Source organism: Stenotrophomonas sp. TWI819, assembly GCF_039673075.1.
GTDB lineage: Bacteria > Pseudomonadota > Gammaproteobacteria > Xanthomonadales > Xanthomonadaceae > Stenotrophomonas > Stenotrophomonas rhizophila_B.
This window is the reverse complement of the sequence record NZ_JBDJKY010000005.1, coordinates 17,356-32,641: the sequence shown is the minus strand read 5'-3', so window position 1 is coordinate 32,641 and position 15,286 is coordinate 17,356. Positions and strand designations below refer to the sequence as shown.

Annotated in this window: 13 protein-coding genes; 5 read left to right on the top strand and 8 right to left on the bottom strand. The window is 66.2% G+C overall.

From position 1 onward, the window contains the following. Positions 1 to 211 precede the first annotated feature (211 nt). The 4 genes from ABE463_RS08295 to ABE463_RS08280 all read left to right on the top strand — a co-directional run bounded on the left by ABE463_RS08295 (position 212) and on the right by ABE463_RS08280 (position 3,532). Positions 212 to 508, top strand: coding sequence for a hypothetical protein (locus ABE463_RS08295; protein WP_123730650.1), 297 nt, complete (start codon positions 212 to 214; stop codon positions 506 to 508). After that, a complete protein-coding gene (locus ABE463_RS08290; RefSeq protein ID WP_346467819.1) occupies positions 508 to 771 on the top strand; it encodes a hypothetical protein in 264 nt (87 codons plus the stop codon). Before ABE463_RS08295 ends, ABE463_RS08290 begins: the two co-directional genes overlap by 1 nt. A gap of 10 nt (positions 772 to 781) precedes the next feature. Beyond that, entirely contained in the window at positions 782 to 2,347 is a 1,566-nt protein-coding gene (locus tag ABE463_RS08285) for a PepSY-associated TM helix domain-containing protein (RefSeq protein WP_346467818.1), read from the top strand. A gap of 108 nt (positions 2,348 to 2,455) precedes the next feature. After that, positions 2,456 to 3,532, top strand: a complete 1,077-nt coding sequence (locus tag ABE463_RS08280; protein WP_346467817.1) for a serine hydrolase — start codon at positions 2,456 to 2,458, stop codon at positions 3,530 to 3,532. Here the strand turns inward: ABE463_RS08280 and ABE463_RS08275 are convergent. Next, on the bottom strand, positions 3,501 to 5,099 hold the full coding sequence (locus ABE463_RS08275; RefSeq protein ID WP_346467816.1) for a winged helix-turn-helix domain-containing protein: 1,599 nt from the start codon (positions 5,097 to 5,099) through the stop codon (positions 3,501 to 3,503). The two genes, ABE463_RS08280 and ABE463_RS08275, sit on opposite strands and share 32 nt — an antisense overlap. A gap of 148 nt (positions 5,100 to 5,247) precedes the next feature. Between ABE463_RS08275 and ABE463_RS08270 the strand changes: the two genes are divergently transcribed. After that, on the top strand, positions 5,248 to 5,631 hold the full coding sequence (locus ABE463_RS08270; protein ID WP_184997311.1) for a VOC family protein: 384 nt from the start codon (positions 5,248 to 5,250) through the stop codon (positions 5,629 to 5,631). A gap of 167 nt (positions 5,632 to 5,798) precedes the next feature. On the opposite strand, the gene pnp is transcribed toward ABE463_RS08270, so the two are convergent. From pnp to rimP, 7 genes are all read right to left on the bottom strand, one after another. Beyond that, positions 5,799 to 7,910: a polyribonucleotide nucleotidyltransferase gene (gene pnp, locus ABE463_RS08265; protein WP_121038382.1), complete on the bottom strand. Its 2,112-nt coding sequence runs from the start codon at positions 7,908 to 7,910 to the stop codon at positions 5,799 to 5,801. Between the two features lie 147 nt (positions 7,911 to 8,057). Then, entirely contained in the window at positions 8,058 to 8,318 is a 261-nt protein-coding gene (rpsO, locus tag ABE463_RS08260; RefSeq protein ID WP_038687260.1) for a 30S ribosomal protein S15, read from the bottom strand. Between the two features lie 172 nt (positions 8,319 to 8,490). After that, a complete protein-coding gene (gene truB / locus ABE463_RS08255) occupies positions 8,491 to 9,402 on the bottom strand; it encodes a tRNA pseudouridine(55) synthase TruB (RefSeq protein ID WP_346467815.1) in 912 nt (303 codons plus the stop codon). Positions 9,403 to 9,520: 118 nt separating this feature from the next. Beyond that, positions 9,521 to 9,952: a 30S ribosome-binding factor RbfA gene (gene rbfA / locus ABE463_RS08250; RefSeq protein ID WP_121038388.1), complete on the bottom strand. Its 432-nt coding sequence runs from the start codon at positions 9,950 to 9,952 to the stop codon at positions 9,521 to 9,523. A gap of 75 nt (positions 9,953 to 10,027) precedes the next feature. Then, complete coding sequence (gene infB, locus ABE463_RS08245) at positions 10,028 to 12,670, bottom strand: translation initiation factor IF-2 (protein ID WP_121038391.1); 2,643 nt, start codon at positions 12,668 to 12,670, stop codon at positions 10,028 to 10,030. Between the two features lie 95 nt (positions 12,671 to 12,765). After that, on the bottom strand, positions 12,766 to 14,277 hold the full coding sequence (gene nusA, locus ABE463_RS08240) for a transcription termination factor NusA (RefSeq protein ID WP_019182690.1): 1,512 nt from the start codon (positions 14,275 to 14,277) through the stop codon (positions 12,766 to 12,768). A 4-nt stretch (positions 14,278 to 14,281) separates the two neighbouring features. Further along, a complete protein-coding gene (gene rimP / locus ABE463_RS08235) occupies positions 14,282 to 14,872 on the bottom strand; it encodes a ribosome maturation factor RimP (protein ID WP_123730641.1) in 591 nt (196 codons plus the stop codon). Positions 14,873 to 15,286 lie beyond the last annotated feature (414 nt).

The following is a 15,286-nucleotide window of genomic DNA, read 5'->3' as shown; positions in this document are numbered from 1 at the left end:
TCACACGCTAGACCGGCGCAGGGCGCGGGCCACCTTGTTGCCTCGATAGAGATGCCCTGATCTTAAACCAATCCGCCGATGAATGCGCCGCTGCGGCTGCGGCCAACGGACGGGACCGCCTGAATGCGCCCGTGTGGCGCCCACAAACCGCAATGATTACCATGCGCGGATTACTGTCCTGCCCAGGACAGGTTTGCCGATTGGATTGCCGATGATCACTGTTGCCCTGACCTCGCTCGGCTTCTGCAGCCTGGCACTGGTCGGCTCCGCGTTTTCCGCGCTGGCGCTGTATGCCGCCTCACCGCACTGCCGCTGGCCGCGCCTGCGCCGTGCCGGTCGCCTTGGCCGGCAGATCAGCCTGGTGGCGGCGGTGGCGGCGCTGTGGCTGTGGATCGCCAATCTGGGCATCGCCACCGGCGTGGTGGTGATGCTGTGCAGTTGGATGCTGGCGGCGGTCCTGCTGCCCCTGCTTGCTGCCTGGCACCGCCCGGCCCAGGTGATGCGCTGATGTGGGCCCGCGCGGGCGCCGGCCTCCTGGCGGGGTTCTTCGTCGCGGCCGCGGCCACCGGCCTGGTCGCCCGGCTGCCGCCGGGGCCGTGGCAGAGCGCGCTGGTACCCAGCCTGATCGCCTTCATTCCGCTGTGGATGCTGGCGGCGATCTGGGCCTTCAGCTTCCGCACCGGGCTGCGGGCGTGGGCCGTGATGAGCGCGACCTCCCTGGCCGGATTTGGCCTGTTGTGGCTGCTGCGCCTGACCGGCGCGGTGCAATGAGAGCGATACGATGAAGTTCAGTTCCCAGACCCTGCGTACCTTCACCACGCTGCATACGTGGGTCGGCCTGGTGGCCGGTTTCGCGCTGTTCGTGGCGTTCTACGCCGGTGCGCTGACCCTGTTCCATCACGATCTGCCGCTCTGGCAGACCCCGCACGCCGTGGATACCCCGGCCGCGAGCCTGGACGACGCGCAGCGGCTGCTCGACGGCGTGCTCGAGCGCCACCCGGCCGCACGCGCCCACGTGGGCATGACCTTCCCGGGGGCGGATCATCCGCAGCCCATCGCCTATTGGCAGGATGCCAAGGGCACCTGGCTGTACGCCTGGCTGGATCACTACGACGGCAGCGTGACCCCGCCACAGACCGGGCTGGCCGAGCTGGTCAACGAGCTGCATTACAGCCTGGGCCTGCCGGTCGCGGGCACCTACCTGATGGGCATCGTCAGCCTGCTGTATGGCGTAGCCCTGCTCAGTGGCCTGGTCATCCACCTGCCCAAACTGCTGGGCGATCTGTTCGCGCTGCGCCCGGGCCGCAACCTCAAGCAGATGTGGCAGGACGCACACAACGTGATCGGCGTGCTCAGCCTGCCCTTCCACCTGATGTTCGCGGTCACCGGCGCGCTGCTCTGCCTGATCTTCCTGCAGATGGCGGCGCTGAATCCGCTGATCTTCGACGGCAAGCTGCTGCAGGCGGTGCCGGCGGCGATGGACACCGCCCCGGTACGCGAGCCCCGCGGCCAGCCCGGCGATGGAACCCAGCTGCGCATGCTGCATGCACGCGCCATCGAGGTGGCGCGCGCGCAGGGCGTGGCCGATTTCGAACCGGCCTTCCTGAAGCTGGCCCATGCCGGCGATGCCAACGCGACGATCGAGATCACCGGCGAATCCGGCGGCACCCTGGGGCCGCTCGGCGCGGTTGGCCTGGATGCGGCCACCGGCCGCCTGCTGAGCAGCCAGCTGCCCGGCCAGCGCGATGCCAACCACGCCACCCTCAGTGCGGCCTACGCGCTGCACTTCGGCGAGTTCGGCAATGGCGTGGTGGTCTGGTTGTACTTCCTGCTCGGCCTGGGCGGCGCCTTCCTGTTCTACTCGGGCAACCTGCTGTGGATCGAATCGCGGCGCAAGCGGCGCCAGGTGGAACAGGGCCGCGCGCAGATCAATATGGCCCGGGCCACGGTGGGGGTTTGCATCGGGCTGTGCGTGGCGGTCTCGGCGAGCTTCGTGGGGGCACAGATCCTGGAACAGGTCGCGCCGCAGGCCGTGGATCACGGCATCCGCTGGATCTGTTTCGCCACCTGGGCCGCGTGTGCGCTGTGGTCGGCACTGCGTCGCCCCGACCAAGCCGCCCGTGAACTGCTCTGGGCGGCCGCCATCAGCACCGCACTGGTGGCGGTGGCGCACGGCGGCCTGACCGGCTACTGGCCGTGGGCGAGCGCGGCACGTGGCTACTGGCCGCTGTTCTGGGTGGATGCGGTGGCACTCGCACTGGCATTCGGATTTGCCACGCTGGCACGGGCGAGCCTGCGCCGCGCGCGGCATGGCGACCCGAACAGCGTCTGGAGCGCGCCGCGCTGATCGCCTCGAGAGCCTGCCCCGGCGGGCTTTCAGAATTCTTCAGCCACGTTTCCAGCACTTCAGACCGCGTCATGGCGTAGTCGGCCCTCATCTCGAGGAGCCTTGCCCATGCACCACTACCGACACCGACTTGCCGCCCTGGTCTTCGCCTTGGCGGCCGCCCTGCCACTGACAGCTCCCGCCGCACCTGCGGCGCTGGACAGCGCCCGGATCACCGCACTGGAGTCGGCGATCGCCAGTCAGGACATCAAACAGATCACCAGCGTGCTGCTGCTGGTGGACGGCCAGGTGGCCTACGAGGGCTACTTCAACGGTGGTACGGCGGAGACCCTCAATGACGTGCGCTCGGCCAGCAAAAGCGTGACCGCGATGCTGGTCGGCGCGGCCATCGGCGATGGGTCCCTGCCCGGCGTGCAGGCGCGTGTGTACGACTACTTTCCCGCGTTCACCGCCGGTCATTCCGTCGATCCCCGGCTGCGCGCGATGACGGTGGAAGACCTGCTCACCATGAGCACGCTGTGGGAGTGCGATGACGAGAATGCGTTCTCGGCCGGCAACGAAGAGCGCATGTACGTGACCGAGCACTGGCTGGACTTCGCGCTGTCGCTGCCGGTCAAAGGCTTCGCACCGTGGATGACCCGACCGGAAGACAGCCCGCACGGCCGCGCGCACGCCTACTGCACGGCCAATTCTTTCGTGCTCGGCGCGGTGCTGGAGCAGGCCACGAAGCGGCCCTTGGCCGACTACGCCGCGCAGGTGCTGGAGCGTCCGCTGGGCATCACCGCCAGCCGGTGGAACCGCTCACCGGAAGGCATCGGCATGGGCGGCGGCGGAACGCGTTACCGCAGCCGGGACCTGGCACGGTTGGGCGAACTGGTGCTGGCCGAGGGACGCTGGCAAGGCAGGCAGCTGATCCCCGCCGGCTATGTACGGGCAATGGTCAGCGCGCAGGCCACCGCCGGTGATGGCAGCGACTACGGCTACCAGTGGTGGGGGCTGAAGCTTCCGGTCGATGGGCACGACAGCACCGTGTGGACGATGTCCGGCAACGGTGGCAACTACGTGTTCGTGATGCCGGAGAAAAAGCTGGTGGCGGTGATCACCAGCCAGGCCTACAACCGCAGCTACGCCCACCCGCAGTCGCGCCGCATCCTTACCGAGTTCCTGCTGCCCGCGCTGCGCTGAGGCCCTGGAGGTCTGTTGGCCGCCACGGGGCGGCCAACACCTGGGCGCGCTGGGCAGATACGTCCGCCTCGATCATGTCGAGCAGTCCCTGCCAGCCCGCCGCACCGTGCAGCGGTGCAAACAAGGGGGTGGCGCGCAACCACGCCGCATCGCGGAAGCCGGCGCTCACCGCGTGGTGCAGGGCCACCAGCGCAGCAGCCTCTTCGCCTTGGGCCTGCAGCAACAGTGCACGCTCCAGCGAGGTGTCGGACCAGCCATCGTCGCCCTGCCCTTTCAGCAGTTGCAGACGCTCGGCAATCCATGCCGGCGTAGGCGCTGGATCGCCGTACAGACCGGCCAGGGTCTGCCCCATCGACTGCTGTGGGCGCAGTGCCCGGCTCTGCTCGAAGGCATCAGCAGCCCCCTTACGATTTCCGTTCAACAGCCGCAGTTCGCCCTGCAGACGCAGCAGTTGCGGATGCGGGGTCCCACGCGCCAGCGCCTGATCGAGCGCCTGCTGCGCCTTGCCCGGCTCGCCCATCGCCAGCAGGCTGCGCGGCCAGGCGATGTTGGCGAACACGTTGTCCGGATATAGCTGGAAGTTGTGTGCATGGCGGCGCGCGGCGGCATCGGTGAAACCGAGCAGCTCCAGTTCGCGCGCGACCTGCACTTCGCGGAAGCGGACACGCTCCGGGGCACGCAGCGACAGGTTGTCCTGCAGCGCCTGCGCGAGGTGCCCGCGCTCCTGATGCAGATAGGCCAGCGAGGCGCGGGTGCGCTCGTCATCCGGGTCGCGCTGCAGGGCCTGCTGGTAGTCGGCCATGGCCTGCGGCATCGCGCCGAGGCAATCGTAGGCGTAGCCCCGCGCCGCCCATCCGGCCGCATCGTCGGGCGCCATGCGGACCACCTGGCCGGCCAGCACCAATGCTTCCTGCGCGCGCTCGCGGGCGCCATTGAACAGGCAGGCATCCGCAGCCAGCGCCCGTGCGAGCCCGCGCCTGGCCGTCAACGATTCCGGATCTATCTGCAGCGCCTGGCGATACAGTCCGATGGCACGCTCATTGTTGCTGGCCTGGCCGATGCCCGCGTAATACGCAGCGCGCTGCAGCACCGGATCGGCAGGCGACACCGGTGCGGGATCGGGACGGGCCACGATCACCGCGACAGCGACAGCGGCGACGGTGACGCCCGCCGCCAGCCAGATCCAGTGTGCGCGTCCGCGTCTGCGTGGCGCGCGAGCATCCTCAGCGGTGACTGTGGCAACGGTGTCGTGCATCACCGGCTGCGGCGGCGCGCACAGCTGGTAGCCACGGCCGCGCACCGAGCGCACATACCGTGGCCGACGGCTGTCATCGCCCAAGGCCTGCCTGAGCAACTTCACCCGCTGGCTGATCGCATCCTCGCCGACCACCGCCGGTGCCCACACCTGATCGGCCAGCGTGTCGAAATCGACGACGGCGTCGCCATGCGCCAGCAGACACTCCAACAGCCGCCAACTCAGCCCGTTGACCGGCAACACCTCATCGCCGCGCCGCACCTGCTGTGCGGTGCGGTCGATGTGCAGATCCAGCAGTGTGCAAGTCCCCATGCCGCCCAGCATAGGGCACTGCCTGCAGCCGCGGCAGGAAGCGCTCGATGAGGAGGCCTGACAGCGCAAGGCATTCACCTGCGGCTTGCGTGCGCGGCCTTACAGTTCCAACGCATTCCCTCACTGCTGTGTGACACCGATGACCGACCTGCATATCGACCGATTGGACCATCTGGTCCTGACCGTGGCGGATGTCGCCGCGACCTGCGCGTTCTACCAGCGTGTGCTGGGCATGGAGGTGGAGACCTTCGGCGAAGGCCGCAAGGCGCTGCGCTTCGGGCTGCAGAAGATCAACCTGCATGCGCACGGGCGCGAGTTCGAGCCCAAGGCCGAGCGGCCCACACCGGGCTCGGCGGACCTGTGCCTGATCACCTACGCAACCATGGACGAAATCCTGGCGCATCTGCAGGCGCAGGGCGTGACTGTGGAAGAAGGGCCGGTGCAGCGGACTGGTGCGACCGGACCGATCCTGTCGGTGTATTTCCGCGATCTGGACCGGAATCTGATCGAGGTGTCGCGCTACCTGGCATAGCGCACCCGCACCAGCGGCAGCCCTGCATGGCGTGGCGCTGCAGGGCGGACTGGTTCGGTTGGCTCGAAACGCGGGCACAAAAAAAGCGGGCCGAAGCCCGCTTTTCCCTGTCTGCGTAGGCGTGAGGACCAACGGTCCTCACCTACCGCGAGATCGGCGTGGGCCGATTACTCGGCGGCCGGGGCGCCCTCGCCTTCTTCGACGGCCTTCATCGACAGGCGGATACGGCCCTGCTTGTCGACTTCCAGCACCTTGACCTTGACCACATCGCCTTCCTTCAGCACATCGCCGACCTTCTCGACGCGGTCGCTGGAGATCTGCGACACGTGGACCAGACCGTCCTTGCCCGGCAGGATCGTGACGAACGCACCGAAGTCCATGATCTTGGCGACCTTGCCTTCGTAGATACGGCCCGGCTCGACGTCCGAGGTGATCTGCTCGATGCGGGCCTTGGCAGCCTGCGCAGCGATGGCGTTGACCGACGCGATGACGATGGTGCCGTCATCCTGGATGTCGATCTGGGTGCCGGTTTCCTTGGTGATGGCCTGGATGGTGGAACCACCCTTGCCGATCACTTCGCGGATCTTGTCCGGGTGGATCTTGATGGTCAGCAGGCGCGGCGCGTAGTCCGACAGCTCTTCGCGCGGAGCGGTCAGGCCGTGGGCCATTTCACCCAGGATGTGCAGACGGCCAGCCTTGGCCTGCTGCAGTGCCTGCTTCATGATCTCTTCGGTGATGCCTTCGATCTTGATGTCCATCTGCAGGGCGGAGATGCCCTCAGCGGTACCGGCGACCTTGAAGTCCATGTCGCCCAGGTGATCTTCGTCACCCAGGATGTCGGACAGGACGACGAAGCGCTCGCCTTCCTTGACCAGACCCATGGCGATACCGGCCACCGGCGACTTCACCGGCACGCCGGCGTCCATCAGGGCCAGCGAGGAACCGCAGACCGAGGCCATCGACGAGGAGCCGTTGGATTCGGTGATTTCCGAGACCACGCGGATGGTGTACGGGAAGGCTTCCAGCGACGGCATCACTGCCAGCACGCCGCGCTTGGCGAGACGGCCGTGGCCGATTTCGCGACGCTTCGGGCCCATCATGCGGCCGGTCTCACCCACCGAGTAGGGGGGGAAGTTGTAATGGAAGAGGAAGTTTTCCTTGTACTCACCGGCGACGGCATCGATGACCTGGCCATCACGGGCGGTGCCTAGGGTGATGGTCACGATGGCCTGCGTTTCACCGCGGGTGAACAGCGAGGAGCCGTGGGTACGCGGCAGGATGCCGGTCTTCACCGAGATCGGGCGGACGGTGTCCAGCGCACGGCCGTCGATGCGGACCTTGGTGTCGAGCACCGAGTTGCGCATGGTGCTGTATTCCAGCTCGCCGAATTCCTTCGACAGCTCGGCCGGGTTCCAGCCTTCGGCGGCCACACGGCCAGCCAGCGACTCGACCACGTCCTTCTTGATCGCCGAGATGGCGTCACGGCGCTGCAGCTTGTCGCGCACCTGGAAGGCTTCGCCCAGGCGCGGGCCGATGGCTTCCTGCAGGGCGCTGATCAGCACGTCGTTCTTGGCCGGGGCTTCCCAGGTCGACGGCTTGGTGCCGGCTTCCACGGTCAGCTCGTTGATCGCGTTGATGACCTTCTGCATTTCGCGGTGACCGAAGGTCACAGCGCCCAGCATCACGTCTTCGGACAGCAGCGCGGCTTCGGATTCCACCATCAGCACGGCGTTGGCGGTACCGGCGACAACCAGCTCCAGCTCCGAATCCTTCAGTTCGGTCACGGTCGGGTTGAGGATGTACTCACCGTTCTTGTAACCCACCTTGGCGGCGGCGATCGGACCCTTGAACGGGGTGCCGGCCAGCGACAGCGCAGCCGAGGCGCCGATCAGGGCAGCGATGTCGCCATCGATGTCCGGGTTCAGCGACATCACCGTGGCGATGATCTGAACTTCGTTCTTGTAGTCTTCCGGGAACAGCGGACGGATCGGGCGATCGATCAGGCGCGAAATCAGCGTCTCTTTTTCGGTCGCGCGGCCTTCGCGCTTGAAGAAACCGCCCGGGATACGGCCACCTGCGTAGAACTTCTCCTGATAGTCGCAGGTCAGGGGGAAGAAGTCCTGGCCCTCACGCGCGCTCTTGGCGGCAACGGCGGAGACCAGCAGCACGGTGTCGTCGAACTTGACGATGACGGCACCGCCGGCCTGACGGGCGATTTCGCCGGTTTCAAGCGTGACGGTGTGCTTGCCGTACTGGAAGGTTTTGGTGATTTTTGCCACGGGGGTTTCCTTGGATGATGCTTTCTTCAATGGACCGCGGGCGACCCTTGCCGCCGACGGGTGACCGGTTGTCCGGCCCATACGTTTGATGCGGTACTGCCAAAACAAAACCGCGGCGCATTCCTGCGCCGCGGTGGGGGTTCGTGCTTAGCGACGCAGGCCGAGCTTTTCGATCAGGGCCTTGTAACGCGGAGCGTCTTTCTTCTTCAGGTAGTCGAGCAGGCTGCGGCGGCGGTTGACCATCTGCAGCAGACCACGACGGCTGTGGTGATCCTTCTTGTGGGTCTTGAAGTGGCCGGTCAGCAGTTCGATGCGGGCGGTCAGCAGAGCGACCTGGACTTCCGGGGAGCCGGTGTCAGCCGCGCTGCGCTTGTTGTCTTCAATGACTTTCTGGGTGTCGATCGACATATCTGTTTTCTCTTGGATGCGTGGCCCGCAGAAACGTCCCATTGACGTACCGCGCGACTCGCCGTTAACGAAAGGATGAACCCGCAGAACGCGGGAAGCCTGAAAAGGCCGCGGAATTGTAACGTCCGCGGGCGTCCGGAACAAGGACCGGGGTGGTGTCCGGCCCGCTCGCTCAGAGGTTGAACAGGCGCTGCGGGGCCAGCAGACCGGTCTCGTCGACCTGGCCCAGGCCCTGGATTGCCTCCTCGGGACCGAAGACCACCACCCCACCCTGCGGCCAGCTGGCGTCCCGGATCCGCTGCCCCACGCGGAAGCGACGGGTCTGCTCATCGTCCAGCGTGACCCGGGGGTAATGGGCCAGCCCCGCGTCCAGCGGCAGCAGCAGGGCCTCCATGCCGGCCTCATCGCCCTGCTCGGCCAAAGCGCGCAGGGTGTCCAGGGTGACCATCGGCGCCTCACGGAAGGGATCCACCCACAGCCGGCGCAGGCCGGCGATATGGGCGCCGCAGCCCAGCGTCTCGCCAAGATCGCGGGCCAGGCTGCGGATGTAGGTGCCTGAACCGCAGGTCACCCGCAGCGACAGCCGGGTCGGCTGCTGCGCCAGCACCTCCAGGGCGTGGACCTCCACATCGCGCTCCGGCGCTTCGATCGCCTCGCCACGGCGGGCCTTCAGGTACAGCGGCTCGCCGCCCTGCTTGAGCGCGGAGTAGATCGGGGCGCGCTGGCGGATGCGACCGCGCAGCGGTGCCAGCGCCGCCTCCAGTTCGGCCGCACTGATGGCCGGGACCGGGCGCTCGCGCAGCACGGTGCCATCGGAATCGTCGGTATCGGTGGTCTGGCCCAGCACCACCTCGGCGTCATAGGCCTTGGCCGAGCCGAGCAGCAGGCCCGCGATCTTGGTCGCTTCACCGAAGCACAGTGGCAGCAGACCGGTGGCCAGCGGATCCAGGCTGCCGGTGTGGCCGCCCTTCTCGGCGCGGTACAGGCGGCGGGCCACCTGCAGGGCCGCGTTGGAGCTCATGCCGGTCGGCTTGTCGAGCAGCAGGATGCCATCCAGGCGGCGGAATGAAATTCGGGGTGCCATGCATTCAATTCAAAACGGCGCCGTGTGGCGCTGCCGGTCAATCCGGCCTCCGGCGGAGCGGTCGCACTGCGACAGGCCCCGCCCCATAAGACAACAGCCCTTTCGGGCTGTTGGTCCATCAGGCTTTCTTTTCGCCTTCGTCGGCGTCTTCGCCTTCGTCGTCTTCGCCGCCGTCATCACCCTGCCGGCTCTTCTCTGCCGCCAACGTATCGGGCAGATCGCGCAGGATGTTGTCGATGCGCTCGCCGCGATCCACCGAATCATCGTAGTGGAAGTGCAGCTCGGGCACATGGCGCAGCTTCATCGCCCGCGCCAGCTCCATCCGCAGCTCCCAGGCCAATTCCTTCAGGCCTTTCATGGCCTCCACCGAACGTTCGGGCATCAGCGCGGTGACGAAGATCTTGGCATGCGCCATGTCACGGGTGATTTCCACGTCGGAGACGCTCACCGAAGGCAGGCCGTGTACACGCACGGCGTTGTGCACGAGCGTCCCCAGTTCGCGGCGGATCTGGGCGGAAACACGGTCGGTTCGATGGAAGGTCTTTGGCACGGTAGGCGGACTCGTCTTGAAGGGTGATGCGTAAGCGAAAAAGCCGGACCGCGCGATGCGGTCCGGCCTGGAACATTACAGGGTGCGCGGCACTTCGATACGCTCGAAGCACTCGATCTGATCACCCGGCTTGACGTCGTTGTAAGCCTTCACGCCGATACCGCATTCGGTACCGTTGCGGACTTCTTCGACGTTCTCCTTGAAGCGACGCAGCGATTCCAGCTCGCCTTCGAAGACCACGACGCTGTCGCGCAGGACGCGGATCGGCTTGCTGCGCTTCACCGTGCCTTCGATGATCATGCAGCCTGCGACCGCACCGAACTTCGAGCTGCGGAACACATCGCGGACCTGGGCGATACCGATGATCTCTTCGCGGATTTCCACGCCGAGCAGACCGGAGGCCACCTGCTTTACCTGATCGATCACGTCATAGATGATCGAGAAGTAACGCAGATCCACACCGTTGGACTCGATGATGCGACGCGCGGAGGCGTCGGCACGCACGTTGAAGCCGATCACGGTGGCCTTGGAGGCAACCGCCGAGTTGGCGTCCGATTCGGTGATGCCGCCCACGCCGGAGTGGATCACGTTGATGCGGATGTCGTCGTTGGACAGCGCGACCAGTGCCTGGCTCAGCGCCTGCACCGAACCCTGCACGTCGGCCTTGATCACCAGGTTCAGCACCTGCTGGCCATCGCCCTTGCCCAGGGTCGCCATGATGTCTTCCATGCGGCTGCCCGCGGACTGCACCAGGCGCGATTCACGGCGCTTGGTTTCGCGCTGCTGCGCAACGTCCTTGGCCAGACGCTCGTCTTCCACCACGACGAAGTCATCACCGGCATCCGGCACGCCGGACAGACCCAGCACCTGCACCGGAATCGACGGGCCAGCCTGGTCAGGCTGTGCGCCGGTTTCGTCGAACAGGGCGCGCACGCGGCCGTACTGGATACCGCAGACCAGGTAATCGCCCTTCTTCAGCGAACCCTGCTGCACCAGCACGGTGGCGATCGGGCCACGGCCCTTGTCCAGCGAGGACTCGATGACCACGCCGGTGGCGCGACCGTCGGCCACGGCCTTCAGTTCCAGCAGTTCGGCCTGGATCGAGATCGCGTCCAGCAGGTCGTCGATGCCCAGCCCAGCCTTGGCCGAGATCTCGACCATCTGCACGTCACCACCGAAATCTTCGGAGACGACCTGCTCGGTGAGCAGCTCGTTCTTGACGCGCATCGGATCGGCACCGGACTTGTCGATCTTGTTGATCGCCACGATCAGCGGCACACCCGCCGAACGGGCGTGCTGGATGGCTTCCTTGGTCTGCGGCATGACGCCGTCATCGGCCGCCACCACCAGCACCACGATGTCGGTCAGCTTGGCACCGCGGGCACGCATGGACGTAAACGCCGCGTGGCCCGGGGTATCCAGGAAGCTGATCACGCCCTTCGGCGTTTCAACGTGGTACGCACCGATGTGCTGGGTGATGCCACCGGCTTCGCCCGTGGCGACCTTGGTGCGGCGGATGTAATCCAGCAGCGAGGTCTTGCCGTGGTCGACGTGGCCCATGATGGTGACCACCGGCGGACGTGCCACCGGCTCGCCCTGGTTGCCACCGGCCAGCGCCAGCAGCGCGTCTTCGGCGTCGTTGGTGTTGGCACGGATCACGTTGTGGCCGAGTTCTTCGGTCACCAGCGCGGCAGTGTCATGGTCGATGGTCTGGGTGATGGTCGCCATGACGCCCATCTTGAACAGCGCCTTGACCACATCGCCGCCCTTGACGGCCAGCTTCTGGGCCAGATCGGCGACGGTGATGGTGTCGCCGATGGTGACGTCACGCACGATCGGCGCGACCGGACGTTCGAACCCATGGGCACCACCGCCGCTGCGCGACTGGTTGCTGTCACGGCGGCTGCCGTGCTGCACGCGCCCGGTCGGACGACCGCGCGAGTTGCTGTTGTTGCCGCGGCGGGCACGATCGGCGGCCGACAGATGCAGCTGACCGGCGAAACGGTTGCCACCATCGTCGTCGCGCTTGGCGCCCGGACGGTTGTTGTTGTTGTTCGAGTTGCGATCGTCCGAACGCGGTGCCGGACGGGCAGCCGACGGTGCAGCCGGGCGCGCGTTGCGGGCCGGTGCATCGGCAGCAGCCGGCTTGGCCGCAGCCGGGGCCGGGGCCGGCGGTGCGTTCTTGGCCGCTTCAGCAGCGGCTTCGGCCGCCTTGCGCTCGGCTTCGGCACGTTCCTTGGCGTCGATTTCTTCCTGACGCTTGCGGGCGATTTCTTCGTCGCGCGCACGGTCCTTCTCGGCCAGTGCGCGCTGCTCGTCCAGATTGCGCTGGCGGGATTCCTCCAGCTTGCGCAGGATGTCGGCGCGCTCCTCATCCGCGGTCATCGGCTTGCCGCTGGCGTCCTTCATGTAGGTACGCTTCTGGCGCACTTCCACGTTGACGGTGGTCTTGCTGCGGCCGGCGCTGACGGTCACTTCCTGCAACTTGCGACGGTTCAGGGTGATCTTCTTGGCGGCTTCGTCGGTGCTCTCGACGGGCTGCTCGGTCTTGCCGTGCGAGCGACGAAGGAAGCCCAGGAGCTTCACCTTTTCGGTACTGGTCACGACCTGGTCGGGACCGCTGAACTTCATGCCGGCTTCGGCAAGTTGTACGAGCAGTTTATCGACCGGGGTGTTGACCAGTTCGGCAAGCTTGCGGATGGTGGTTTGCTGCGACATTCGGATCCTATGATCTGGTTGGCGCTCCCTCGAAACGTGCGAAGGCAGCGCGGAGTCTAAGCCCTGAGCGGGTCAGGGCACTGTTCATCGCTGGCTCATTCGCCGCGCTCCAGGCGGGCGATCTCCTCGGCTCGGGCGGCAAGGATCAGGGCGGCGGCGCGCTCCTGGTCCATGTCCTCGATGCCGAACTCGAGGATCTCGTCGGCGGCCAGGTCCGACAGGTCCTCACTGGTACGCACGCCGTGACCGGCCAGGGCGTAGGCAGTTGCCTCGTCCATGCCTTCCAGGGCGAGCAGGTCTTCCGACGGCGAGCCGTCTTCCAGACCTTCTTCCACCGCGAGCGCTTCGTTGAGCAGCGCATCGCGGGCACGGGCACGCAGCTCTTCGACGATGTCTTCGTCGAAGCCTTCCACGGCCAGCAGTTCGCCGACCGGGACGTAGGCGATTTCTTCCACGGTGTTGAAGCCCTCGGTCACCAGGATGGCGGCGATTTCTTCATCCACTTCCAGCTTGTCCATGAACAGCTGACGGGCAACGCCCTGCTCTGCCTCGGACTTGGCGGTCACCTGGTCCTGGGTCATCACATTGAGCTGCCAACCGGTCAGGCGGCTGGCAAGGCGGACGTTCTGGCCGCCCTTGCCGATCGCCTGGGCCAGGCGCTCTTCCGCCACGGCCAGGTCCATCGAGTGCTTTTCTTCATCGACGATGATCGACTGCACTTCCGCCGGCGCCATCGCGTTGATGACGAAGTTGGCGGGGTTCTCGTTCCACAGCACGATGTCCACGCGCTCGCCATTGAGCTCGTTGGACACGGCCTGCACGCGCGAACCGCGCATGCCGATGCAGGCACCGATCGGATCGGTACGCGAATCGTGGGCCAGCACGGCGATCTTGGCGCGGTCGCCCGGATCACGTGCACAGGCCTTGATCTCGACCAGGCCCTGGCCGACTTCCGGCACTTCGAGCTTGAACAGTTCGATCATGAATTCCGGGGCGGCGCGGCTGATGAACAGCTGCGGGCCACGCGGTTCCGAACGGACTTCGGCCAGGTAACCGCGCACGCGGTCGCCAGCGCGCAGCACGTCGCGCGGAATGCCCTTGTCCTTCGGAATGAAGGCCTCGGCGTTGCCGCCCAGGTCCACATAGATGTTGCCGCGCTCGGCGCGCTTGACCACACCGGTGACCAGTTCGCCGACGCGATCCTTCCACGCATCGACCACCTGCTGACGCTCGGCCTCGCGCACGCGCTGGACGATCACCTGCTTGGCGGCCTGTGCGGCGATACGGCCGAAGTCCGGGTTTTCGATCTGCTCTTCGATGAAATCGCCGACTTCCACGCCGTCGGCTTCATCGATGGCGTCCATCAGACGGATCTGGCGGTCCGGGGACTCCATGACCACGTCATCGGCCACCACTTCCCAGCGGCGGAAGGTTTCGTAGTTGCCGTCCTTGTGGTCGATCGACACACGGGCCAGCACTTCTTCTTCCGGGTAACGCTTTTTGGCAGCCGAAGCCAACGCTGCCTCGATGGCATCGAAGATGACTTCGCGCGGGACGCCTTTTTCGTTGGCGACCGCATCCACTACCAGCAAAAGTTCCTTGCTCATTGGCTCACTCCGCCCGCGGCTTTTTGGCCGCCTGCTCGTTGGATGGTTTCTTGTTCGCCTTGCCACCCTGTTTGGGTGCCGGGCCAGTCGGTTTGGTCGGAGCCAGGCCGAGGGCGGCCCAGTCCGGCATGATGCGTGCCTTGTCGATGTTGTCGATGTCGGCGGTAAACGGGGCATTGTCGACCTTGAAGGTGACCGTGCCTTGTTCGATATCCACGGCGAGGATCTCGCCCTGCAGACGGCGGCGACCGTCCTGCGGCAGGCTCAGCGTCACCTTGGCGGATTCGCCGATGGCGCGCTCGAACTGGTCGCCGGTGAACAGCGGGCGGTCCACGCCCGGCGAAGACACTTCCAGCGTGTAGTTCGCCGTGATCGGGTCTTCGACGTCCAGCTGGGCGGACACTTCGCGGCTGACGCGTTCGCAGTCGTCGATGTTGACGATGCGCTCGGGCTGTTCGGCCAGCGGCACGTCGATGTACAAACGCAGCGTGGCGCCACCCGGGGCGGTCAGATATTCCACGCCCAGCAGCTCGAGACCCAGCGACTGAACGGTGGGGGCGAGCAGATTCGCGATTTCGGTTGCCTTGTCGCTCACAGTCGGCCTTGATTCGTTGAAAGAGATACGGGTCTGGTCCGTTGCATGGACCACCTTCCGGAAACAACAAAGGGCCCGTTGGGCCCCTGTCCGGTACAACTCCGGTCATGCTGGATTCCGGTGCAGATGCGCACGTGGTGCGTTCCTGCGAGCCCAGCGTTCCGGGGGGTCACGGCGGCCTGGGTACAGGTTGCCGTTCCTGGAAGCCGGTTGCGGGGCCTGTTCATATCCGTTGAGAGGAGATGAGTAGACAGTCCGCTAAGCCACTGATGATAGCCGTTGCACCGCGCTGGTGCAATGGCTGGGGTGGTTTGTGGTGCCTGTATTCGGAAAGCTGAACGGCCGAAGCGGGCTGTTTGGGCTTTCGTCCAGGGCATTGGTGCAGGCAGGTCCGCGGGACGCGCCGTGAACCCG